Below are 22,676 nucleotides of genomic sequence, written 5' to 3'. Positions count from 1 at the left end.
GCCGTAGTCGGCAGCGAGACTAAAAGAGCGCGATGTGGCTGTCCTACCCGAGCAGGAGGCGGAGCCAGCGGTTGTTCTCGACGACCGAGAGGCCCTCGAGGTAGCTGTCCAGCCCGAGGATGCGACCGGCACCGAACGCGCCGAGCCCGAACAGCAGGGCGGCGTAGACGATGTGGTCGTCGACGACCCAGCCGTGGGCGACCGGGAGGCCGGCGAGCAGGCCGCCCTGCAGCGCCGCGAGCCAGTAGAACAGCATCATCACGGCGCCCCAGAACGCGGCGAAGCGGACCAGCACGCCCAGCAGCAGCGCCAGCCCGGCCAGCGTCAGGCCGAGCATGTTGAGCCAGTCGATGAGGGGGTTGCCCGCCATCGCGGCGAACATCCCGGTGAAGGGGTTCCCCTCGGGGATGGCGTTCGCGAGGAAGCCCGCCGCCGTCCAGTTGTTCTCCGGGTTGCCGTCGAGGTAGGTGACGAGTTTCGTCACCCCGCCCTGGAACAGCGTCCAGCCCATCACGACGCGGAGGAGGAACAGCGAGTAGCCGACCCAGGTCTCGGAGTAGTCGAAGGTCACGTTCCGCCCGAGTATCTCCGATTGGAGTGTCTGTCTGGTACTCATGTCTAATAGTGGACTGTAAAACGAGATATATCTATAGGGTGATTCTCGTAGTTTGGGAATCGAATACCCGGATTAATCCGGATTAGGGGCTCTCTACCGCGCTATCACTGCGCTATCGATGCCGTCCAGTCTCGTATCGGTCCGTCCCGGCGGCGAACTGTCGTTCGACCCAGTGCCGGCTGTCGAGGGCCGCGACGCTCTCCTGGAGTCGTTCGAGTCGGTCCCGGCGTTCGTCGCCGTCCAGTTCCAGCGCCCGTTCGAGCGCGTCGGCGATGCCGGCGATGTCGTGGGGGTTGACGGTGAGCGCGCCGTCGAGCTGGGTCGCCGCACCGGCGAGTTCGCTCAGGACCAGCACGCCGTCGCCGTCGACGCAGGCGGTCGGGTACTCGTGTGCCACGAGGTTCATCCCGTCCCGGTGTGGGGTCACGAGCGCCACGTCGGCGACCCGGTAGAGGCCGTCCAGCGTCTCCGTGCTGAGTTTCCGCTCCGTGTACGCTATCGGCTGCCAGTCGTCGGTGGCGTAGCGGTCGTTGACGCGCTGCACCTCTGCGACAACGTCCTGCCGGTAGCGACGGTACGTGGCGATGCCCTCCCGGGTCCGACTGGCCTTCTGGACGTACGTGAACTCGCCCCGGAGGTCCGGCCGGCGCTCCCAGAGGTGGTCGAGCGCCGCGATGCGTTCGGGAATCCCCTTCGAGTAGTCGAGGCGCTCGACTCCCAGTACGACCGGAATCGACGGGTCCGGGACCGTCTCACCCAGGACGCGGCGCCTGACCGCGTCGGTGTCAGCCGCCATCGCCCGCTGGCGGACGCCCTCGACGTCGATGCCGAGCGGATTCGCGACGGCGCGGGTCGTCGTCCCGTCGTAGTGGACGACGCCGGCGTCCTCGTCGACCGTCGCGTCCGGGAGTGTCGACTCGACACACCGGAGGAAGCGGTCGACGAACACCTCCGTGTGGAAGCCGACGACGTCGCAGGCCAGCAAGCCGTCGAGCAGCTGCCGAGCGTGCGGACAGTGGGCGAACACCGACGGCGCGGGCCACGGGATGTGCCAGAAGTGGTGGAGCGTCGCGTCGGGGCGGGCGGCACGCACCTTCCGGGGAGCGAGTGCGAGGTGGTAGTCCTGGAACCAGACGAGGTCGTCGGCGTCGGTCACCGTCCCGACGGCGTCCGCGAACCGATCGTTGACCGCCCGGTACTGCTCCCAGAAGGCGGGTTCGCCCCACATCCGGCCGGTGTCCTCGTGGCAGAGCGGCCAGAGGACCTGGTTCGCGTAGCCGTGGTAGTAGCCGTCGATGGCCTCGTCCGACAGCGGGACGCGTTTCAGGCGGTAGGCCTCCTCGCCGGGGGGCACTTCGACGACCCCGTCCTCGGCGACGGCCATGTCGGCCCCACCGCTGGCCCACGCGACCCACGTCCCGCCGCGGGCCCGCATCAGGGGGTCGAGCGCGCTCGTGACCCCACCGGTCGCCTCCGAGACGGTCACGTCCGCGTCCGCGACGTCGCCCTCGACGGGACCGGACACCCACTCGTGGCTGTAGGGCTGTCGGTTGGAGACGACGACCAGCGAGTCGTGGCCCGCCTCGGCATTCGAGGCTGTCATTCTCGTGTCGTTCGTGCCTCCGGCCCTTGAGGTTGTCGCGGACGTGGTACGCACCCGGTACGCTGCCGTCAGACAAGTGGGAGTAAGAGAAAGCTTATACCGGAGGCGTCAGAAGAACTGGGTGAAAGCCGAAAGGGCACCCGGGTAGGGGTACACGGACGTGCCATTTCGGCTCAACCCGGTTTATCTGGCACCGACCTACCAGCGACAGCTATGGAGTTCGACACATGGGAGCCCGTGTACGCCGCCATCCTCGAGGACTTCGGCTACGGACGTGGCGGCGACGAACGGGCGCGTGACAGACTCGGCGCCCTGCTCGCCGACAGCGGGACGTACAGTCCGCCGGCCCTCGGCCTCGACTCGGCGACGGTGGCCATCGCCGGTGCGGGCCCCTCGCTGGAGAGCGAGGCCGACCGGGCGGCCGACGCCGACGCGGTGCTGGCCGCCTCGACGGCCGTCGACCGACTGCGGGACGTGGGCGTCGCCGTCGACTGCATGGTGACCGACCTCGACAAGAACCCCGAGACGGCGCGGGCGCTCACCGAGTCGGGGACGCCGGTGCTCGTCCACGCCCACGGCGACAACGTCCCCGCCGTCGAAGCGTACGTCCCGACCTACGACCCCGCCTTCGTCGTCCCGACGACACAGGCGGCGCCCACCGACACCGTCCACAACTTCGGGGGGTTCACAGACGGCGACCGGGCGGCCTTCTTCGCGGACCACTTCGGCGCGGCGAGCCTGCGGTTCGTCGGCTGGGACTTCGACGACCCCGACGTCGACCCGGAGAAACGGCGGAAACTGGCGTGGGCCGAGCGGCTGTTGCTCTGGCTGGAGTCCCGACGTGGCGACCGCTTCGACGTCCTCGACGGGCGCAGGGACGGCATCGAACCGGTCTAACGGTCGCCCTGAGCCCGCGGCTGTCAGGGTGCCAGCACGTCGATGGTGGCGTCGATGTCCGCTCGCTCGGCGGCCCGCGGGAAGGAGACGTTCAGCGCGTCGACGCCGTCCACGGACTCGAAACGCTCGATATGGTCCCGGCACTCCGACGGCGTCCCGGCGACGGCGATGGCGTCCAGCAGGTCGTCGCCGATGGCGTCGGTGGCCGCGTCCTGCTCGCCGGAGGCCCACTTCTCGGCCACCTCGTAGGCCGTGTCCTCGTACCCCTGTCTCGCCAGCGCGTCGCGGTAGTAGGTGCCCATCCCGCCGACGTAGAAGGCGACGTGCTGACGGGTCAGGTTGCGGGCCCGCTCCCGGTCCTCGAGGGCACAGCAGGGCAGCGACAGCGTCACGCGCTGGTCCTCGCGGTCCCGGTCCCCGAGGTCGCCGCCCCGCTCGAAGTCGTCGAGTCGGTCCTCGAGCCCCGCTCTGGTCATCAGGAGGGCGTGCCATCCGTCGGCGAACCGGCCGGCGAGCTCGACGGACTTCGGGCCGAGGCCGCCGGCGTCGACCGGCGGGACCGGGTCCGGCGGGTCACAGCGCAGGCGGAACCCCGACAGCTGGAAGATGTCGCCGTCGTAGTCGACCGTCTCGCCGGACAGCACCTGCTTGACGACGTCGATAGTCTCGCGAGTCCGCCGGAGCGGTCGCTCGAAGTCGACGCCGTGCCACCCCTCGATGACTATCGGGCCCGACGGGCCGACGCCCATCCGGAGGCGCCCACCCGAGACCTCCTGCAGCGTCACCGCGGTCTGTCCGATGAGCGCCGGCGACCGGGAGTAGACGTTCATCACCGACGTCCCGATGCCCACGTCGTCGGTGCGCTCGGCGATGCTCGTGAGCGTCGTGACGGCGTCACGGCCCCACGTCTCCGGGAGCCAGACGCGCTCGTAGCCGGCGGCTTCGGCTTGCTGGCTCATCTCGACGAGCGTGTCGACGGAGGGCTGTGCGGCGACTGGCAGGTAGATGTCTCTGACTGTCATCGGTCTGGGGTCTCCTCTATCGGCGGCACACCGCGTGGCGTCAGCGTCTGTCCGGTCACGAACGACGCGGCGTCGCTGGCGAGGAACCGGACCACGTCCGCTATCTCCTCGCTGACGCCGACGTTGCGGTCGACGTCGTCGCGGTCGATTGCGTCTGCACTGATGCCCATCTGGGATTCGAGGCCGGGCGTGGCGACGTAGCCGGGCGCGACGCAGTTCACGCGCACGTCGTCGCCGGCCCACTCGTAGGCCAGCGAGCGCGTGAGGTTGATGATGGCGGCTTTCGAGGCGGCGTAGTGGCTCATATAGGGCGCGCCGTCCTGACCGGCGACGCTGGCGACGTTGACGACGCTCCCGCCGCCGGCGAGGTGGTCGCTGGCCGCCTGCGCGCAGTTGACCGTCCCGGTGAGGTTCACGTCGACCACGGACTGCCACCCGTTCGGCGAGATGTCGTCGAACGAGGCCACGAACGAGGCGCCGGCGTTGTTCACGAGCGCGCCGAGGCCGCCGAACTCCCCGACGGCGGCCTCCACGAGCGCCTCGACGCTGTCCCGGTCGCGCACGTCGCACTCGACGCCGATGACCTCGCCGGGATGCGCCGCCGAGAGGGTCGCCGCCGTCTCGGTGATCTCGTCCTCGTCGCGCGAACAGATGGCGACGTCCGCCCCATCGGCCGCGAACGTCGCGGCGACGGCCCGCCCGATACCCCTCGAGGCGCCGGTGACCACTGCTGGTCCGTCGACGCTGAACCTGTCCGACATGGCCCCGACTCCGTCCGGGTGTGGCATAAACCCACAGGCGCGTCCGGGTCGCGGTGTTCAAACGGAGTTCAATCTCCCGCCTGTTCTTTTCCGTCCGGGCCACGAACGGGGAGCCATGACGTTCGACCCCGACCGCGTCACGACGATAACGTTCGACTCGTACAGCACCATCGTCGACGTCGAGGCCGCGGAGAAGGCCCTCCGCGAGCGGGTCCCGGACCCACAGCCGGTGTCGCGGCTCTGGCGCTCGCGCTCGCTGGCCTACACGTTCATCGCCAACGCCGTCGACGCCTACAAGCCGTTCTACGAGATGAACCGCGACGCCCTCCAGTACGCGCTGGACGTCCACGGCGTCGACATCTCGACCGACGAGCGCGACGAGATCCTGGCGGTCTACCACGAACTCGACGTCTTCGACGACGTCCGCGACGGGATGAACCGGCTGTACGACGCCGGCTACGACCTCTACGTGGTCTCGAACGGCAACCCCGAGATGCTCGACTCGATGGTCGACCACGCCGGCATCGGCGGCCTCGTCGAGGACACGGTCAGCGCCGACGAGGTCCAGACGTTCAAGCCCGACGCCGAACTGTACCGTCACGCCGCCGCTCGGACCGGCACACCGATCGACGAGATAGCCCACGTCACGGCGGGCTACTTCGACGTCTACGGCGCGATGCACGCCGGGATGCAGGGCGTGTGGGTGAACCGCGACGACGGCCCGTGGGACGCCTTCGCCGGCGACCCCGACCTGACCATCGGGTCGTTCCACGACCTCCTGGACGAACTGGCATAGCGTCGCGTCGTCGTCGGGACTCGGCTACGCCTCGGCGGACGCGGCCATCCCCCGGAGGCGCTCGATGCGGTCCTCGGTGCGGGGGTGGGTCGCACCGAGCGCGGCGCGCGCCTTCCGAACCGGCTTTCGAACCGACCAGAACAGCGGTTCCCGGGGCCAAGACGGGTCGTAGCCGACCGTCCGCTCGTCGTCCGGCGGGACGATGCCGAACGCCGCGTGGGTGGTCGTCCGCAGGTCTTCGTTCGGCGTCCCGGTCCCGCCCTCCAGCGCCTCCAGTGCGCTGGCCAGCGCCGCCGGGTCACCGGTCGCCGCGACGGCGCCCCTGTCGGCCGCGAGTTCGCGGGTCCGCGAGAGCCACGCGACCAGCAGCTCGCTGACCGTCGCGCCCCAGAGCCGCGTCGACTCCTCGCCCTCGTCGGCCGACTGCACGACCAGCGGTTTCGAGGCGAGCGTCAACACGGCGGCGTCACGGTTCGAGAGGTGCGCGAGTTCGTGGGCGACGACCGCCCGGAGTTCCCTGTCGCCTAACCTGTCGACCGCCCTGGCAGAGAGGACGAGTGTCGACGACGAGGGGCGGGTGCCGACGGTCATGGCCCCGCCGATGTCGGCGTCGGTCACTCGAACGGTCGGGGGCCGGCAGTCGACCTGCTGTGCGAGTCGCGCGACGGTCCGGACCAGTTCCGGACTCGCGGGCTCCGTCTCGACGTCGGCGAGCACGGATTCGCCGCCTCGCACCGACAGTCGCCACACGTCCCGGAGGATGACGACGGTCGATACGACGGTCCCGAGGACGAACCCAGCCACCCAGAGTTCGCTCGGTATCGCGGTGAGTGACGACACGGTGTCGACGGCGAGCGCGACCATGAGAAACACCGGGACAGTCACGAAGAACCCGCCGAGGAGAGCGAGGACGGGCAGGGCGAGCACCACGCACCCGAGGACGAGCAGTATCACGAGCATCCGAATCCGCAGTCCCCACGCTGCAGGGCGGTCCATACCGTCCCTGTGCGTCCCCCGATACAATAACGCTCGGTGGCCCGCACCGATTCAAACCCGCCGCGAGAGCGACTCGCGGAGTTCGCCGGCCAGTTCTCGGTGGCCATCCTCCGCGAGGCTGTCGGCGACCACCTTCACGGCGGCCGCCGACCCGCCCAGATACAGCGCGCCGCCGGCCTTCTCGACCAGCACCACGTCAACGACGTCCGCGACGGCCCTGACGCTCGCCGCCTCGTCTTCCGCGAGGTCCCCGAGCATGAAGGTGAGCGTCGCACCGTCCTCGGTGTCGCCGGACAGCGTCTCGCCCAGCGACTGGTTGCGCTCGACCTCTCGGACAGTGACGTCGGTCAGTTCGGCGACGGTCGGTCCCGGCTCGGTCTCCGGGCGGACGGTCCGCTCGTCGCCCAGCGCGTCCGCGACCTTCACGACGTCGTGGGTCTCCTTCGTGTCGTGCGTGCGGATGATGTGGGCGCCGCGTTCGGCCTCCATCGTCGCCGCGGCGAGGCTGACGGCCAGCTGGTCCTCCGTCTCCGGGCGCCCGGCGAGGTCGCCGAGGAAGTCCTCGCGGTTGGTCGCGGTGAGCATCGGCCGGCCGAACGCGCGGAACTCGCGCAGGCGGCGGAACATCTCCCAGTTGTCCGCGTACTCCTTGCCGTCGTACCACCCGCCGAAGGCCGGGTCGATGATGGTCTGGTCGGTGAAGCCGTCGCGCTGGAGGGCCTCGAACAGCTCGTCCATCGTCTTCAGCGCCCCGGGCGCCGAGAGGTCCGGCGGACTCGCCATCTTCACGACCGGCATGTCGTGGGCCTCGACGACCGACTTCATCTCCGGGTCCGCGAAGCCACAGACGTCGTTGATGAGGTCGAACCCGTATCCGATGGCCGCCTCGGCCACCTCGGCGTAGCGGGTCTCCAGCGAGAGGGGTACGTCGGCGTCCAGTTCGTCGACCAGCGGCGCGACCTCCTCGAGTCGGTCGAGCTCTTTCTCGACCGGTTTGGACTCGTACTTCGGGTTGGCCGACTGGAGGCCGATGTCGACGATGTCGGCCCCCGCGGGGACGAGGGTGTTCTCGATGGCGTCGGCGGCCTCGGCGGGGTCGAGGTAGACGCTCGGCTTGTACCCCGAGTTCGAACTCATGTTCAACACGCTCATGACTCGTGTCGGGTGACCGTCCCCCACCGGGAGGCCGTCGATGTCGACCGTGCGCATGGCCGTCACTGAGGACTGCGCCTACATAGACCCTCCACTTCCGGCGGTGCTCGATACGTATTTTTGTGGGCAGTCCTAACCGACGGCAACCCACCCCTCACGATGGCCCGGCGCAACGTCGTCGTCCTCTGTCTCGACACGGTCCGTGCCGACAGTTTCCGCCGCCACGCCGACGGCATCCGCGACAGGGCCGCCCTCGTCCACGGTGGCTGTCGGGCGCCCAGCGCGTGGAGCGTGCCGAGCCACGCCAGCCTGTTCACCGGCGAGTTACCCCACCAGCACGGCGTCCACACGCACGCTCGACACTACGACGACCTCGGGCAGAGCGACACGTTCCTCGGCGACCTCCCGGACGCCTACCACACCGCCTGTCTCAGCGCGAATCGGTGGGTCAGCGACGCCTTCGGTATCGACCGGCTCTTCGACGAGACGGCGTTCGTCCCCGGCGGTAGTGTGGTCCCCGACGCACCGAACCCGGCGTGGACGGCCGACGGGACGCTGTCGGCGGTCCGCGACGCGCTGACGGGCGACCGGCCGCTCGGCGCACTGGCCAACGTCGCCGCCGACCGGGTCCGCGGGGCGATGCTCGACCATCCACGACTCCAGGGGCTGCCGGTGCCCGCGCCCACGGACAACGGCGGTACCGCCGTCCTCGAGCGGGCCCGCCGGGCGGTCGTCGACCGCGACGACCCGGTCGTTTGTTTCGCGAACCTCATGGACGCCCACGCGCCCTACTGGCACTGGCTCGGGATGGCCGACCACGGGGTCTCCAGACGGTGGTCCGACCGTCGCCTCGACACGTGGGCGGTCAACACGGCCGAGGACATGGGACCGTACGCCGACGACGTCGACTCGCTGCGGGCCCTCTACGACGCCCGGGTCCGCTATCTCGACCGCATCGTCGCGGCGTTCCTCGACTCGGTCGTCCCCGCCACGGCCCGCGAGACCACCGTCGTCGTCACGAGCGACCACGGCCACAACCTCGCGTACCCGGCCGACAGGGGGCTGCTGGACCACACCAGCAGCCTCACCGAGGGGCTGTTGCACGTCCCCTTCGCCGTGGTGAACCCCCCGACCGACGGCGCCGTCCCGTCGCTGAACGACGGTCGCCACCTCCCGCTCAGACGGTTGGGGTCGTTCGTCGACGGTCTCGTCCACGACGAACTTCGGGACGTGACGGCCGACCGGGCCGCCGCAGAGGTCGTCGGACGGACGCCGACGTGGGACGACCCCCCGGACGACCCACGGTGGGACCGGGCGACGCGGTGTGTCTACGACGGCGACGTGAAGACGGTCTGGGACACGAGCGGCGAGACGCGACGGTACGACCTCGTCACCGGCCGGCCGAGCTGGCAGTCCGAGGCTGGACGGCGAGACGGCGTCCCGGCCGCGGACACCGACCCGCCGTTCGAGACCGGCATCGAGGCGGCCAAACGGGGGGCGGTGGAGGGGACCGCGGCGGCGTCCCTCGACGACGAGACGGCCCGGCACCTCGAACAACTGGGCTACCGCTGATTGCCGCTCGGCTCCGTCGTCGCCGCGACGTGGCGACTGACAGTTTTATTTAGCCCTCCTGCTTAGCCGGTCAGTGTGTCGACCCCGGAACGCGACATCGAGGCCGTCCTCGACGAGTCGGGGCCGGACTACGACGGCTTCTCGTTCGAGACGCCGGGCGGCGGTCACCAGAGCGACGTCTATCTGGTGACCCTCGACCACGGTGGCGAGCAGTACGAGGTGGTGGTGAAGTTCAAACCGTCGGGCGACGTGCCGTTCGACGTCGAACCGAAGCTCCACGAGTACGTCGCGAACCGGACGGACGTGCCGGTCCCGCGTATCCTCGTGTTCGAACGCGACCCGGCCGTCGACGTCCCGCCGTACTTCGTCACCGAGCGCGTCCACGGCGAGAACCTCGCCGAGGAGTTCGCGGGCCTCTCGACGGACCACCGGCGACGGGTCCTCCGGCAGGCGGGCGAGGTGCTGGGCGACATGCACTCCGAGATAGGGTTCGAGGCGTTCGGCCGTCTCGACCTCCACGACGGCCGCCTCATCGTCCGCGACTGGATGGGGAGCTGGCGCGAGTACTTCGAACGACTCACCCGGACGCACCTCTCGCGGCTCGACGAGACACGGTTCGCCGACGTCACGGACCGTGCGACGTCGCGCATCGAACCGGCGCTTGACGTCGTTCCAGAGGACGGCGTCCCGCGGCTCGTCCACGACGACTTCCGCCCCGCGAACCTCCTGTTCGACCCCGAGGCCGAGGCCCCGATAACGGCCGTCCTCGACTGGCAGGACGTGCTGGCGGCCCTCCCCGAGTACAACCTCGCGCAGACGGAGTTCCTCTTCATCGACTCCTCGTTTCGCGACCCGGAGATACGCGAGACCCTCCGGTCGGCGTTCCACGAGGGCTACCGCTCGCAGCGCTCGATGGCCTTCGAGGACGGGTACGAGGAGCGACGCCCGCTGTACCAGCTGTCGACGCTGCTGTGGCGGATGGCGGGGTTCGAGGCCGCCTTCGCCGACGACTCGGGCCTTGCACAGGCCCGTGCCGAGGCGCAGTACCGCCAGCAGTTCGAACGCCTCGTCGACTCGGTACCGTCCTGACGGTAGCGGCCGCTGTCCGGCGCGGAGAACGAAGGACCAGTCGTACCGGACGGCGTCAGGGGGTCGTCTCGACGCCGGGTTCGAGCCACGGTTCGGTCCGCCCCACGGTCACCGAGTCGAACTGGACGAGCCAGTTTTCGTCCCCGCGTTCGAACGCGTCCAGCGCGTCGCCCACCGTGTAGGTCATGTCGTCGTCGGTGCAGGGGAAGACGGCCTGCAACCGCTTGTCGTCGTAGACGGCCAGCGAGACGACGGGGAACACGACGACGTCGTCGACCCGGTCCAGTCCGACGTAGCTCCGCGTCCGGCGCTCGAACGCCGGTTCGAGCGACGAGCCGTTCCGCTCGGCCCAGTCGCGGAACTCCTCGTAGGTCGCCAGCGCCCCCGAGCGCTTGTCCTCGGCCATCGTCCGGATGCGCTGCCACTCGCCCGCGACCATCGAGTCGGTGAAGACCCCGTTGGCCTCGAGTCGTTTCACCCTGTTGAGCACCTGCTGCTGGGCGTCGAACGTGCCGTAGGTGTCTCCCCGAAGATACAGTTCCGCCCGAAGATGTGTGTCGTCTGTCATGGCCCTCTCGTTCGAATCATCTCCGGACGACGACTAAACTCTTTCCCAGATTCTCGTGTTCGTATAACTATATGAATTCACGAAGGAATTGCGTTTATATGGAACTAAAAAGTGACAAAACACCGATTGAGACGATATTCAGACTGTCGTAAAGTGACAATAGAAGATAACTACATTTCTGCGGTGGTCGATGGGCGTTTCGTCCGACGTCGAAGAAATCCACGTCGTATCACTGGTGAGTATCAGCCGGTGATTGAGCCTTCGAGTGGCCTGGTCGGTCTGCGTCTGTCCCGCTGTGCACCCACCGTCGACACCAGTAGCTGTCCGGAGCAGGCGTCTCTCGGAGACGGGTCCATCGGGCGTCGGTTCCAGAAGGATTGGAATCGAGTTTAGTCGTCCGCGCTCGCTTCCGCACCGCTCGCGACGACGTCTATCTCGCCGGCGTCGAGTTCCTGTTCGATCTCGCGGGCGGCCTGCACCATGTTCTCCATCTTGCCACGCGCGACCTCGCGGGGCAGGAGCTTCACGCCACAGTCCGGCGAGACGGTCAGGCGCTCGGGCGGGACGACCTCGAGGCCCTTCTTGATGTTGTCCTTGATCTCCTCGACGGACTCGACCTCGGCGGTGTGAGCGTCCAGGACGCCCATCGCGAAGTCCTTGGTGAACTCGTGTTCCTTGAACACGTCGAGCTGGTCGAAGTCGCCGTTGGCGAGTTCCAGGTCGTACTCGTGGACCGGGTAGTCCAGAATCTCGGGGTAGATGCGCGAGTAGTCGCCGTAACAGACGTGCAGGCCGAGGCGGACGTCCTCGGGCACCTCGTCGACGATGCGTTCGAGACACTCGCCGACGATGGCGTGGTCGTCCGGCGTCGTCGCCAGCGCCGGTTCGTCTATCTGGATGTAGCGCGCGCCGGCGTCGACCAGCGCCTCTATCTCCTCGTTGACGAGGTCGGCCAGTTCGTAGGCCAGTTGCTCCTCGCTGTCGTACACCTCGTTGAACGACCAGTTGGCGAGCGTGTAGGGCCCGGTGATGGGGACCTTCACGGGGCGTTCGGCCACCTCGTCGGTGAACTCGAACTCCTCGACCAGCCACTGCTCGCCGTACTCGACTTCGTCGGCGACGCTGGGCTTGTCGAAGTAGTTGTGGCCCCACACCTTCACGCGGCCGTTGAACTCGTAGCCGTCGATGCGGTGGGCGAAGTACTCGACCATCTCGTTGCGGCGCATCTCGCCGTCGCAGACGACGTCGAGGCCACAGCGCTCGTGCTCGTGCGTGATGAGGCGAGAGGCGTCGTCCTTCGACTCCTCCCACTCCTCCTCGCCGAAGTCGGCGTCCTCGTCCTCGAACATCTCGCGGGCGCGGTCGTGCCACTTCGGCTTGGGGTAGGAGCCGACGACGGTCGTCAGCAGGAAGTGGTCGTTCGGGTGATCCTCCGGTCGGAACTGCTCTCGTGGGCCTGTCATGCTTCCACCTCTTCGAGGTCGGCGGCGTTCGCAAGCGCTTCCAGCTTGTCCGCGAACTTGTTGACTGGGAGATAGAACAGCTCGGTGTTCGCGGTGGCGTAGACGGTGTCGTACACCGTGTTGGTCTGCTGTTCGAACCAGTCGATGCGGTCGCGGATGGTCTCGGGGGACTCGACCAGGGTGTTCTGGCCGTCCACGACGCCCAGCGCGACGTCGTCTTTCGTCCCGTACTCCTGGACGTTGTAGACGTTGCTGTCGTGGTCGGCGACGAGGTCGAAGCCGATGGCGTCGACGTCGGCGTCCATCAGGTGCGCGTAGGTCTTCTCCTCGATGGCGCCCCAGTAGGTGTGGGTGACGACGTCGGCGTCGGTGGCGCTCGCGACGGCGTCGATGGCCTCGCTGACCCGCTCGTCGGTGCCGTCCGCCGGGTCGTTCTCGACCAGCGACGGCTCCAGCAGGAACAGCGTCTCGACGTCGGGGAACTGCTCGACCTCGCCGGCGAGGAACTCGGCGACGGCGTCGAGGAACGCGGCCTCGTCGCCGTAGTGCTCGTCGGTCGCGAGGTCCGACAGCGAGTACGGGCCCGGCAGGACCGCCTGCAGGCCGTCGTCGACCAGCTCGGCGGCCGCGTCGAGTTCGGCGGCGACGTCGCCGTCTGCCGTCAGGTCGTCCTGCACGACCGGCTCTCGGTAGAAGTTGTTGTTGTCGTAGTAGCGGACGATGCCACGGGTCTCGACGCTGTCGTGGACTGCCAGCGGGTGAGCGAGCATGTCGTCCCAGCGGAGTTGCCCCTCGACGACGCGGTCGAGGCCGGCGTCCTGCTGGAGCGAGACGACTTCTTCGCGGGCACGGTCGTAGGCGTCGACGATCTCCGCCCCTTCGTCACCGCTGATGAGGTCCGTCTTCTGGTGGCCCTTCAGGTCGGACAGTTCGTCCTTGGCCCAGTCCGGTAACGGGAACAGACCGGGTGTCGTGGCGACTATCTGTGTCATTGCACGCGGCTACGAAATGACGGGCTTTAATATTTCCTATTCGAGAAAATGCTTAGCGGTAATTAGCCTCGCACGAACCGCAGGACGACGAGCTCTTCGTAGGGGTGCTTCTCGCTCGCGACCCGCTCCCCGACGAGCCCGTGTCGACCGGCGTACGCGCGGACCGCGTCGGGGTCGGTGAGACTGCTGACCAGCAGCAGCGCCTCGCCGTCGGGGGCGAGCACCCGGCCCACGGATTCGAGGAACGGGTCGACGAGTCGGCGCCCGTCCTCGCCCCCAGAGAGGGCGTGTTCCATCCAGTCGTCCCACTCCTGCTCGGCCGGCGTCGGGAGGTAGGGCGGGTTGAACGCCACGAGGTCGAACGCCCCGTCGCGGAACGGGTCCACGAGGTCGCCTCGAACTGCCGTCACGCCGCGCTCTCGGGCCTGCTGGCAGGCGAGCGGGTTCACGTCCACGCCGACGGCGTCGGCGCCGGCGTCGGCCATCGCCGCGGCGACGAACCCCGACCCGGTCCCCACGTCGAGCGTCCGGTCGCCGTCGCCGACGCGTTCACTGGCCGCCCGGGCGAGCAGCGCCGAGTCCTCTGCCGGTTGGTACACCGACTCGACACCGCGCTGGTCCGCGAGCGACGGCCGCCCGGCGTCCCCGTCGTCACCGGTCATCCGTCAGGCCTCCGGGTCGCCCACGTCGTAGGCCAGCGTCGCCAGGTCGGCGAAGTCGGCCGGGGTGAGGTTCCCCGCGCGGGCGCTCAGCAGCTCCTCGTCGGCCGCTTCGACCACCGCGTCGGGGTCGCCCAGTCCCGAGATGTGGGCGGTGTTCCGGACGGCGTTGCGCATCGTCTTGCGACGCTGGGTGAACACGGCCTTCAGGAAGTCCATGAAGAACTCGTCGTCGGGGACGGTGTAGTCGGGTTCGCGGGGCGTCGTCCGAACGAGCGCGCTCGTGACGCGGGGCTGGGGGTCGAACGCACCTCTGGGGACCGTCTCGACCACATCGACGTCGGCGTAGTGTCCGGCCGTGACGGAGAGCCGGCCGTAGTCGTCCGTCCCGGGGGCCGCGGCCATCCGGTCGGCGAACTCTTCTTGGAACATCAGCACCATCGGGCGACCACGTGGCAGGAGTCGGAACGCAATCTCCGACGACGCCCCGTACGGCAGGTTCGAGACGCTCGCGGTGAACGCCGGTAGGTCGACGTCGAGGGCGTCCCCTTCGAGGACAGTCAGCCGGTCTGCCTCGATCTCGTCGGCGAACTCCTCGCGCAGGTGGGCCGCGAAGTCGCGGTCGCGTTCGACGACCGTGACGCGGTCTGCGACCGCCAGCAGGCGGTCGGTCAGCGCGCCGGGGCCGCCACCGATTTCGAGGACGTGCGCGAGGTCCATCTCCGCCTCGACGGCGTACTCGGGGATGCGGTCGAGGACTCGGTCGTCGACGAGGAAGTGCTGGTCCTGCCGGGTGTCGGCCCGCTTGCCCGCCCGGCGGACGAGGGCGTCGGGGTCACGGGTGCCGGTCGGCGTGTCGGTCATCGTGACTCCGTAGACGGTCGGCGGTTGAAAAGGGCGACTACTCGAGCCGTGTCGCTACGAGGGCGGCTACCGCACTCCGCTTACTCGCCGCCCTCGCCCTGTTCGCTCCGCCGCACGAACAGCCGGTACTTCAGGTCGTCTTCACGCAGTTCCTCGAGGATGCGCTCGACCAGCACCTCCTCCGGGTTGTGGAGGCCGCTGACCCGCTCACCGAGGTCCTCGAAGCTCTCGAAGGGCTCGCGCTTTCGCTCGTCGAGGATCGTGTTCCGGAGCTTCTTCCCGATGCCAGGCAGGAGGTTCAACTGGTGGAGTCGCAGCGTGATCGGCTGGGCGTCGTTGTAGAAGTCGACGAACCGCCCCTCGTCGGCCTCGACGATCTCCTCGACGGCGTACTCCAGCTCCGAGCGGGCGCCGCTGGGGAGGTCGTCGAACTCCCGCTCCCGCACGCGACCGAACTCGGTCAGGTCGATGCGGTCCCCGAACGCGATGTCGGCGTCGTCGGAAAGCGTGAGTTCGTAGATGTAGAACTCCTCGATACCGAGGGCGTACGCGAGCGGCTCTTTCTGGTGCTGTGGTCTGTCGTCGTCGCTCCGGCCGTGCGGGAGGACGTCGAGCACTGCCGCGACCATGTCGTCGCCACCGCTCTCCGTGCTGCTCATGTACTGCGGTACGACGAGAACGCACTTAATGGCGATGGATAGACACACTGCGGCCGGTGAGTCGAAACCGACCCGCTCAGGCGTACTGCTTGACGATGTCGAGAATCTCGTCGAGTTCGTCGCCGCTGAGCGTGTACCGCTCCTGTGCGAAGACCGCGCGGAGTTCGTCCCGGTCGAGGGGACGGAGGTTCGCGATCTTGTAGGCCGTCGCCTCGTCGACCTTCTCCAGTTCCTGCAGTTGCTCGACGAACTCGAGGGACTCCTCGGGGTCGAGCAGGGCGAAGCGGTTGACGTGCTCGATGGCACGCTTGAGTTCGTAGCGCATCTCGCGCTCCTCGTCGGCCGCGCGCTCCATCTCGAGGTCTTCGAGGACCGCTTTCGTCTCGGCGAGGGTCAGGTACTCCTCGTCGACCTTCTCTTTGAAGATGGTCATCGCTCAGTTCTCTTGCCGGCGCAGGTGTGCGGGCTTGACGACGACCGTCTTCTCCTTGCCGCCGTCGACGATCTCGACCTTGTAGGCACGGCCCTGCTGGCCGGCGACGGTGCCGGTCTGACCGTCGAACCGCGGGTGGAAGCGACCGTCGGGCACCGACGGGTCGATCTTGAGGTGGACCTTCTCGCCGTTCTCGAACTGCTCGACGGCGCGCTGGGGCGGCGACGTACCGCCGTCGCGGGGCTTGTTCTTGAGCTTGTTCCGAGTTCCTTCGAGAGGGCCGTTTGAACTAGGCATTCTTGCTCATCGCTTGTCCGGTCGCCCTAATAAAACGTGCGTTCCGCCGCCGCGGGCGTGACGCGTTCTCGCGGTGCCGCGGCTACACGCTCGGGGAACGCGAAAACGGGAGCCAGTCCTTACAGGCGACCGACGCTGTCGACCTCGACGGACTCGACGCCGTCGACGCCGCTGAACGCTTCCTCGACGGCCTCGGTCCCACCGGCGTCGTCGGGGACGATGACCGTCGGGAGGAGTGCGACGAGGCCGAACGCGACGTCGTCACGCTCGAAGCCCTTGATCTTCGCTCCTTCGGGAAGCGACCCCTCGAGACGCTCCTGCAGGTCGTCGAGGTCGACTTCCGGGCTCTGCGGCATGATCTTGATCTTGGCGGCTACCTTTCCCATTGTTACGGTCCCGTGAATCCGCAGTCGGGGCACTTGTAGAGGTTACTCTGCTTGCGGCAGGTCGAACAGCGGTAGATCTGCTGGCCGCAGTCCGGGCACTTGAACGCGGCGGCGTTCGTGCCGGCGATGTTGATGCCACACGAGACGCACTTTTGCGTCCGCTTTTGCTGGCTCTCGCTCATACCACCCCGTATCCGACCGCGGCTTTTAACGGTTGCCAAACGTCGCCGTCGTCACGGCAGAGAGTGACACGCTCAGCTCCCGGGGAGGATGTCGCCCAGCGCGGCCCCGATAGCCATCGGCACGAACGCGACGCTACAGACGCACAGCGCCGTCCACGTGGCGGCGAGGTCCGTCGTCGACCACTCGACCACGCCCCATCCCGTCAACAGGGCGACGGCGACGACGAACGCCGTGACGGTGACCCCGGCCAGTCGGCGCGGGACGAGGCCGAATATCCGGTTGGCGACCCGGACGTCCTGGAAGTCGGCGACGTAGAGGATACCGACGACCATCGCGATGGCCGAGACGAGCGTTCCTGCCAGGTACAGGGGGTGCTGGGCGATGTAGCGGCCGGCGTCGACGGTCCCGCCCTCGACGGCCATCGGAATCCCGAACAGCAGCGACCCGAGGACGGCCTCCGCGAGGTCCTCTCGGTCGAACCCGTAGACGACCCGACCGAAGACGACCGGCTCAGCGTCCTGCGCCTCGGTGGCCGCTCGCATCGCCTCCCGGACCTGCTCGCGCTCGGCCGGCGAGTCGACGAGCGACTCAAGCTCCTCCAGCTCGTCGAACAGCTCGTTGATGCCGTCGCCGTCGGCCTCGGCCGTGTCGTCGACGCTCATCGCTCCTCGCCCCCGTCTGCGCGGGCCTCGACGGTCGGGTTCAGTCCGTCGGGCCGGGTCGGTTCACCGTCCGTCCACGCGTAGAACCCCTCCCCGGTCGACCGCCCGAGTCGGCCGTCCTCGACGGCGTCCCGGAGCAAGGACGGGGGCTCGAAGCGGACCCCGAGCCGTTCCGTCAGGTCCCTCAGTCCGGCGAGGACGGTGTCGAGCCCCGTCGCGTCGGCGCGCGCGAGCGGTCCGCGGCTGTCGCAGGTGCGCGTGGCCGCCCGGTCGACGTCGGGAACGGTAGCGACGCCGTCCAGTCCGCGGACGAACGCCGTCGCGCGGTCACGCGTCGCCGCAGTCGTCTGGTCCGCGAGGACGACCTCGCTCTCCGTCGGGTCGGGGAAGTGGAGTCCTACCGCACGGTTGGGCGCTCGTAACCCCGCCGCGGTGGCCGTCACCGACACGGTCGTATCGCCCGTCGCGACGAGGGCGTCGTCGGCGACCGTCGTCTCGACGTCCGCGAGCAACTCCCGGCGGGACGCCGTCTCGCCGTCGGTGGCGTCGAGGACCACGTCGGCCCCGTCGACGACGCGCCGGAGCCCCGTGGTCCCGTCCACGGCGTCCGCGACGGTGTCGTCGTCGGCGGCCTGCGCGACGGCGTCGACGCTGTCCATCACCGTGTTCGCGTCTTCGTCGTACAGACGGACCGCGTGGCCCGCACATGCGCATCGTCGGGTGAGCACCCGCCCGCGCGGGCCGGCCCCCAGTACGGCCACGTTCATGCACCGACTACCGCACTCCCACGGGTTAAGCGTTTATTCGGCCTCGACGCACCGCCGGTCCCCGGGTTTCACCCCCGATAAGTGGTGCCAACCACCCAAACATTTATACGTAATAGGCCTTTCTCCGTAAAAGAACACATGGAACGGCCGACGCGCCAGCGGGATACGGACCAGAAGGAGCGTGAGCAGGAGTCCGAGGACACTGGTCAGCAAACCTGTCCCGAATGTGAGTCGGAGAATATCTCCAGTGACGGCGGGGGTGAACTCGTCTGCGAGGACTGTGGGCTGGTCATCGAGGACGAGAACATCGACCGCGGGCCCGAGTGGCGCGCGTTCAACCACTCGGAACGCCAGTCGAAGTCACGCGTCGGAGCGCCGACGACACAGACGATGCACGACAAGGGGCTGACCACCCAGATAGACTGGAAGGACAAGGACGCCTACGGTCGGTCCCTGTCGTCGGAGAAGCGCTCCCAGATGCACCGCCTCCGCAAGTGGCAAGAGCGGATCCGGACGAAGGACGCCGGCGAGCGGAACCTCCAGTTCGCGCTCTCCGAAATCGACCGGATGGCCTCCGCACTCGGCGTCCCGCGCTCCGTGCGGGAGGTGGCCTCGGTCATCTACCGCCGGGCGCTCAACGAGGACCTAATCCGCGGGCGCTCCATCGAGGGCGTCGCCACGGCCTGTCTGTACGCCGCCTGTCGCCAGGAGGGCATCCCGCGGAGTCTCGAAGAGGTGTCCGACGTCTCCCGCGTCGAGCAGAAGGAGATCGGGCGGACGTACCGCTACGTCGCCCAGGAACTCGAACTCAAGATGGAACCGGTCGACCCCAAGCAGTACGTCCCCCGGTTCGCCTCCGAGCTCGACCTCTCCGAGGAGGTCCAGTCGAAGGCCAACGAGATAATCGACACCACGGCCGAGCAGGGTCTGCTCTCGGGCAAGTCCCCGACGGGCTACGCCGCCGCGGCCATCTACGCCGCCTCGCTGCTGTGTAACGAGAAGAAGACACAGCGCGAGGTGGCCGACGTGGCACAGGTGACGGAAGTCACCATCCGCAACCGGTATCAGGAACAGATCGAAGCGATGGGCATCCACTGACCGCCCGCGCCGCCGCGCTCACACCGTCGCCGTTTCTTCGAGAGCCGAACTCCTCTAGTCGGCAGTCACGACGCTGTCGCCGACGGTGACTTCCCGCATCGTCGTCCACGCCTGCAGCGCGATGACGCCGAACCCGACTTTCGTCACCACGTCGAGGTAGACGATGACCAGCGACGCCGTCTCGACGTCCATCAGGCCGATGCCCGACACGCCCAGTAACCAGACGACGGGGTACACGAGCCAGAGGACGACGACGAAGTTCCGCAGGGTCCGGTAGAGGTTCGCTTCGAGGTCCGAGAGCGTCGCCTCGGCAGCGGCGGCGACGGCGCCGTACAGGAGGTAGACGACGCCGCCGAAGCAGACGGCACCGAGCGCGAACAGGCCGTAGTTCAGCGGGTCGGGGACGAGGGTCCCGGCGAACCCGAAGACGATGGTCAGCGCCTGCAACCCGACGAGTTTGACGATATCTTCCCGGGCGGCCTGTGCGAGTAGTCCGAGGTAGAGGACGTTGATGGGCGTCGTCACCAGCCAGTCCGCGTAGCGGACGACGTACACCGCGTGCCCGGCCACCTGTATCCGACCCACGCCGAGGGTCAACAGGACGTACGCGACGATGGCGACGCCCGGTATCGCCACGAGCAGGAGGTAGCGCTTCCGCGTCGCTTCGGGGACGAGCGTGTAGCCGTAGGCCAGCACGGCCGTCCCGAGCAGTTCTCCGAGCAGTCCCAGCGTGAACCAGAGTGTTATCGTTTCCATTGTCAGTCGTCCGTCGTGGCCGTCGCACCGCCGACACCGGGTGCCTCCGTGGTGTCGACGTCGAAGCGGTCGAGTAGCGATTCGAGGTCGGCCGCGCGCTCGCGGAGTTCCCGGGCGGAGTCGGCTACCTCCGCGATGGAGGCGGACTGGTCCTCGGCCGCACCGGCGACGGTGTCGGCCTCGGTCGCGGTCTGCTGTGAGATTGTGGAGAGGTCGTCGATGGTGCCCATGACCTCCTGTGCGGTCCGGGCCTGTTCCTCGGTCGCCCGGTCTATCTCCTGGATACCCGTGTCGACCTCCGCCGTGTACTCGACGATGGTCTCCAGTGCGTCGACCGTCTCCTCGACGGTCTCGACGCCCTCGGTGATGCGCTCGCTCGTCGACTCCATCGTCTCGACGGTGTCGCCGGCCTGCGTCTGGATGCGCTCGATGCGCTGTTCGATGTCGCCGGCGGCGGATTTGGTCTCCTCGGCGAGGCCCTTGATTTCGTCCGCGACGACGGCGAACCCGGCCCCGTCGCCGTCTGCGTGTGCGGCCTCGATAGAGGCGTTCAGCGCGAGCATGTTCGTCTGCTCGACGATGTTCGTGATGACGCCGACGATTTCGCCGATCTCGTCGAGTTCCTCGTCGAGCGCGGTGATCTCGTCGACGGTCGCCTCGGTCTCGGCCTCGATGGCGTTCATCTCCGCGATGGCATCCTGTGCGGCCTCGCGGCCGTCTTCGCCCACCTCGGCGGCGGACTGTGAGGTGTCCGCCACCTGTTGGGCGGAGGCGGCGACTTCCTCGGCCGTCGCCGAGAGGTTGTCCATCTCGCTGGAGGCCTCCTGGAGGCGTTCGCTCTGTTCCGTGGTCCCCTCGAAGATTTCCTGAATCGACTTCGAGACCTGTTGGCTGGCCTGGTCGACCCGTTCGGCGTTCGACCCGACGCGCTCGGTCGACTGGAGGACGTTCGCCGCGAAGGTCTTCATGTCCGCGATAGTCCCTTCCAGTGCGTCGAGCGTGGCGTTTATCTCCGTCCCGACGTCGGCCATCGCGTCGCTCATGCTGTCGTCGTCGACGCGGGCCGTGAGGTCGCCGTTCGCGGCGGCCTCCAGCGCGTCGCTGTACTCGTCGGCTTTGAGTTCGAGGTGGCCGCTGAGCGCCTGCATCTCGTTTCGCTCCTGTTCGACGTCTTCCTTCGCGGCCTGGGCCTCCTGTTTGGCCTGCTCGGCCTCCTCACGAGCGGTCTCCGCCTCGGATATCTGCTCTCGGAGACTGGCGCGCATGTCGTCGAACGCGCCGTACAGCGTCCCGAACTCGTCGGTCCGTGACGTCCTGAGTTCCACGTCGAGGTCGCCCTCGGCCATCGCCTCGGCCTTCGCGGAGAGGCGGCGGAGCGAGGCTATCGTGTTCCCGCCGATGGTCACGCCGACCAGGCCGAGATTGATGACGGCCAGCAGGATGAGCGCGACGAGGTCGGAGTTTATCTGGTCGCTCAGCGCGTAGGCCTGCTCCGGGTTCGCGTGGACCATCACGACCCAGTCGTGGGAGTCCAGCCGGGTGAGTCCCATCAGCATCGCCCCCGTCTCGACGAACGTGCTGTTGCCCGGTGCCAGCGAGGCGACCGGGGCACCGTCTAGTCGTGAGACGGGCGCCGTCGTCCCTATCTTCGACGTGTTCGGGTGGGCGACGAACTCCCCGTCGGTGCTGACGACGGTGGTGTACGACCCGGTCCGCTGGTTCGAGATGTCCTGTGCCTTCGATTCGAGGTCCGTCATGTAGACGACGGCGCGGTTCTCCGCACCGGGAACCGGCGACACCACTGCGATTATCGGGTGGTCGACGACGGAGACGGTGAACGGTTCGGTGACGTGGGTATCGTCCGGGCTGCTGAACGAGGGCGGGTCCGTCGCGAACGGCGCCCCCTGTTCGGCGGCGTTGACGCCGACGAACTGTTCGTTCGAACTGGCGAGGATTTCACCGGTGCCGGTGTTCACGTAGTGGACCGCGACCACGTCGGGCGGTACTTCGTCGTTCTCGACGAGGCCGGTCAGCCTGTCCTGTACGGCCGTCTGTGAACCGTCGGTGAAGACGGACAACCGAGACGTCGTCCGCACGTCGCGCCGTGTCGTCGCCAGCCAGGCGTCCAGTTGGCCGGCCTGCGTATCCGACAGCGCCGTCATGTCGCCGGCGACGTCGTCCTCGAGCGTCGCAGAGGCCTGCAAACTGACGACGGCGCCGAACGCGACGATGACGACGATAGCGAACGCGAGCGCGACGCCCAGTCGCGCAGCGTAGCTATCGCCGACGGCGCTGGGTAGCGGCGAATCCCTGTCTGTTGGCATCCCGGACACCTACAGGAAACGTCGGTTAAAGCGTTCCTCCGGCATTCTCACACGTGATAAG

Annotated in this window: 25 protein-coding genes; 5 read left to right on the top strand and 20 right to left on the bottom strand. The window is 68.1% G+C overall.

Translation table 11 applies throughout. The features are described from left to right. Positions 1 to 43: 43 nt before the first annotated feature. Together ACV7GQ_RS09690 and ACV7GQ_RS09685 are read right to left on the bottom strand one after the other, a co-directional pair. Positions 44 to 616 carry a DoxX family membrane protein gene (locus tag ACV7GQ_RS09690; RefSeq protein WP_470310045.1) on the bottom strand — a complete coding sequence of 191 codons (573 nt, stop codon included), beginning with the start codon at positions 614 to 616 and terminating at the stop codon, positions 44 to 46. 112 nt (positions 617 to 728) lie between these two features. Further along, the gene (locus ACV7GQ_RS09685; RefSeq protein ID WP_470310044.1) at positions 729 to 2,219 is read right to left on the bottom strand and encodes an alpha,alpha-trehalose-phosphate synthase (UDP-forming); all 1,491 of its coding nucleotides are present in this window, start codon (positions 2,217 to 2,219) and stop codon (positions 729 to 731) included. Between the two features lie 213 nt (positions 2,220 to 2,432). On the opposite strand from ACV7GQ_RS09685, the gene ACV7GQ_RS09680 reads away from it, so the two are divergent. Continuing rightward, positions 2,433 to 3,116 (top strand): 6-hydroxymethylpterin diphosphokinase MptE-like protein, encoded by a 684-nt coding sequence (locus ACV7GQ_RS09680; protein ID WP_470310043.1) that lies wholly within the window; start codon positions 2,433 to 2,435, stop codon positions 3,114 to 3,116. A gap of 23 nt (positions 3,117 to 3,139) precedes the next feature. Here ACV7GQ_RS09680 and ACV7GQ_RS09675 read toward each other — a convergent pair whose 3' ends face one another. Together ACV7GQ_RS09675 and ACV7GQ_RS09670 are read right to left on the bottom strand one after the other, a co-directional pair. Then, positions 3,140 to 4,138, bottom strand: a complete 999-nt coding sequence (locus tag ACV7GQ_RS09675) for a TIGR04024 family LLM class F420-dependent oxidoreductase (protein WP_470310042.1) — start codon at positions 4,136 to 4,138, stop codon at positions 3,140 to 3,142. Then, on the bottom strand, positions 4,135 to 4,899 hold the full coding sequence (locus tag ACV7GQ_RS09670; protein ID WP_470310041.1) for an SDR family NAD(P)-dependent oxidoreductase: 765 nt from the start codon (positions 4,897 to 4,899) through the stop codon (positions 4,135 to 4,137). The genes ACV7GQ_RS09675 and ACV7GQ_RS09670 overlap by 4 nt, the downstream gene beginning before the upstream one ends. A 115-nt stretch (positions 4,900 to 5,014) precedes the next feature. Between ACV7GQ_RS09670 and ACV7GQ_RS09665 the strand changes: the two genes are divergently transcribed. Then, positions 5,015 to 5,695, top strand: coding sequence for a haloacid dehalogenase type II (locus ACV7GQ_RS09665; RefSeq protein WP_470310040.1), 681 nt, complete (start codon positions 5,015 to 5,017; stop codon positions 5,693 to 5,695). Between the two features lie 24 nt (positions 5,696 to 5,719). Here ACV7GQ_RS09665 and ACV7GQ_RS09660 read toward each other — a convergent pair whose 3' ends face one another. Both ACV7GQ_RS09660 and ACV7GQ_RS09655 read right to left on the bottom strand, forming a co-directional pair. After that, positions 5,720 to 6,691: a M48 family metallopeptidase gene (locus tag ACV7GQ_RS09660; RefSeq protein WP_470310039.1), complete on the bottom strand. Its 972-nt coding sequence runs from the start codon at positions 6,689 to 6,691 to the stop codon at positions 5,720 to 5,722. Between the two features lie 51 nt (positions 6,692 to 6,742). Next, entirely contained in the window at positions 6,743 to 7,900 is a 1,158-nt protein-coding gene (locus tag ACV7GQ_RS09655) for a dihydropteroate synthase (protein WP_470310038.1), read from the bottom strand. Between the two features lie 102 nt (positions 7,901 to 8,002). Between ACV7GQ_RS09655 and ACV7GQ_RS09650 the strand changes: the two genes are divergently transcribed. After that, positions 8,003 to 9,415 (top strand): sulfatase-like hydrolase/transferase, encoded by a 1,413-nt coding sequence (locus ACV7GQ_RS09650; protein WP_470310037.1) that lies wholly within the window; start codon positions 8,003 to 8,005, stop codon positions 9,413 to 9,415. Positions 9,416 to 9,490: 75 nt separating this feature from the next. Beyond that, positions 9,491 to 10,504: a phosphotransferase family protein gene (locus ACV7GQ_RS09645; protein WP_470310036.1), complete on the top strand. Its 1,014-nt coding sequence runs from the start codon at positions 9,491 to 9,493 to the stop codon at positions 10,502 to 10,504. Between the two features lie 55 nt (positions 10,505 to 10,559). Here the strand turns inward: ACV7GQ_RS09645 and ACV7GQ_RS09640 are convergent, their stop codons facing one another. From ACV7GQ_RS09640 to ACV7GQ_RS09585, 12 genes are all read right to left on the bottom strand, one after another. Further along, entirely contained in the window at positions 10,560 to 11,072 is a 513-nt protein-coding gene (locus ACV7GQ_RS09640) for an HTH domain-containing protein (protein ID WP_470310035.1), read from the bottom strand. Between the two features lie 389 nt (positions 11,073 to 11,461). Beyond that, positions 11,462 to 12,535, bottom strand: coding sequence for a methionine synthase (locus ACV7GQ_RS09635; RefSeq protein WP_470310034.1), 1,074 nt, complete (start codon positions 12,533 to 12,535; stop codon positions 11,462 to 11,464). After that, positions 12,532 to 13,527: a 5-methyltetrahydropteroyltriglutamate--homocysteine methyltransferase gene (locus ACV7GQ_RS09630; protein ID WP_470310033.1), complete on the bottom strand. Its 996-nt coding sequence runs from the start codon at positions 13,525 to 13,527 to the stop codon at positions 12,532 to 12,534. The genes ACV7GQ_RS09635 and ACV7GQ_RS09630 overlap by 4 nt, the downstream gene beginning before the upstream one ends. A gap of 62 nt (positions 13,528 to 13,589) precedes the next feature. Next, the gene (locus ACV7GQ_RS09625) at positions 13,590 to 14,189 is read right to left on the bottom strand and encodes a HemK2/MTQ2 family protein methyltransferase (RefSeq protein ID WP_470310032.1); all 600 of its coding nucleotides are present in this window, start codon (positions 14,187 to 14,189) and stop codon (positions 13,590 to 13,592) included. Between the two features lie 3 nt (positions 14,190 to 14,192). Beyond that, positions 14,193 to 15,050: a 16S ribosomal RNA methyltransferase A gene (locus ACV7GQ_RS09620; RefSeq protein ID WP_470310031.1), complete on the bottom strand. Its 858-nt coding sequence runs from the start codon at positions 15,048 to 15,050 to the stop codon at positions 14,193 to 14,195. Between the two features lie 80 nt (positions 15,051 to 15,130). Next, positions 15,131 to 15,709 (bottom strand): DUF655 domain-containing protein, encoded by a 579-nt coding sequence (locus ACV7GQ_RS09615; protein WP_470310030.1) that lies wholly within the window; start codon positions 15,707 to 15,709, stop codon positions 15,131 to 15,133. A 76-nt stretch (positions 15,710 to 15,785) separates the two neighbouring features. Beyond that, positions 15,786 to 16,142 carry an RNA polymerase Rpb4 family protein gene (locus ACV7GQ_RS09610; RefSeq protein ID WP_470310029.1) on the bottom strand — a complete coding sequence of 119 codons (357 nt, stop codon included), beginning with the start codon at positions 16,140 to 16,142 and terminating at the stop codon, positions 15,786 to 15,788. Between the two features lie 3 nt (positions 16,143 to 16,145). Beyond that, positions 16,146 to 16,439, bottom strand: a complete 294-nt coding sequence (locus tag ACV7GQ_RS09605; protein WP_470310028.1) for a 50S ribosomal protein L21e — start codon at positions 16,437 to 16,439, stop codon at positions 16,146 to 16,148. A gap of 119 nt (positions 16,440 to 16,558) precedes the next feature. Further along, positions 16,559 to 16,825: an elongation factor 1-beta gene (locus ACV7GQ_RS09600; RefSeq protein ID WP_220616509.1), complete on the bottom strand. Its 267-nt coding sequence runs from the start codon at positions 16,823 to 16,825 to the stop codon at positions 16,559 to 16,561. 2 nt (positions 16,826 to 16,827) lie between these two features. After that, on the bottom strand, positions 16,828 to 17,007 hold the full coding sequence (locus ACV7GQ_RS09595; protein ID WP_166969363.1) for an HVO_2753 family zinc finger protein: 180 nt from the start codon (positions 17,005 to 17,007) through the stop codon (positions 16,828 to 16,830). 72 nt (positions 17,008 to 17,079) lie between these two features. Beyond that, positions 17,080 to 17,670, bottom strand: coding sequence for a DUF2391 domain-containing protein (locus tag ACV7GQ_RS09590; protein WP_470310027.1), 591 nt, complete (start codon positions 17,668 to 17,670; stop codon positions 17,080 to 17,082). Next, positions 17,667 to 18,437 (bottom strand): 3-hydroxyacyl-CoA dehydrogenase family protein, encoded by a 771-nt coding sequence (locus ACV7GQ_RS09585; RefSeq protein ID WP_470310026.1) that lies wholly within the window; start codon positions 18,435 to 18,437, stop codon positions 17,667 to 17,669. Before ACV7GQ_RS09585 ends, ACV7GQ_RS09590 begins: the two co-directional genes overlap by 4 nt. A gap of 138 nt (positions 18,438 to 18,575) precedes the next feature. On the opposite strand from ACV7GQ_RS09585, the gene ACV7GQ_RS09580 reads away from it, so the two are divergent. After that, a complete protein-coding gene (locus ACV7GQ_RS09580) occupies positions 18,576 to 19,535 on the top strand; it encodes a transcription initiation factor IIB (protein WP_470310025.1) in 960 nt (319 codons plus the stop codon). A gap of 54 nt (positions 19,536 to 19,589) precedes the next feature. Here ACV7GQ_RS09580 and ACV7GQ_RS09575 read toward each other — a convergent pair whose 3' ends face one another. Both ACV7GQ_RS09575 and ACV7GQ_RS09570 read right to left on the bottom strand, forming a co-directional pair. Then, complete coding sequence (locus tag ACV7GQ_RS09575; RefSeq protein WP_470310024.1) at positions 19,590 to 20,291, bottom strand: bacteriorhodopsin; 702 nt, start codon at positions 20,289 to 20,291, stop codon at positions 19,590 to 19,592. Positions 20,292 to 20,293: 2 nt separating this feature from the next. Next, positions 20,294 to 22,615 (bottom strand): methyl-accepting chemotaxis protein, encoded by a 2,322-nt coding sequence (locus ACV7GQ_RS09570; RefSeq protein WP_470310023.1) that lies wholly within the window; start codon positions 22,613 to 22,615, stop codon positions 20,294 to 20,296. Positions 22,616 to 22,676: the final 61 nt, after the last annotated feature.

The sequence above is a fragment of the Haloarcula sp. MBLA0163 genome, from assembly GCF_055632435.1.
This window is presented reverse-complemented; position numbering and strand designations above follow the sequence as displayed.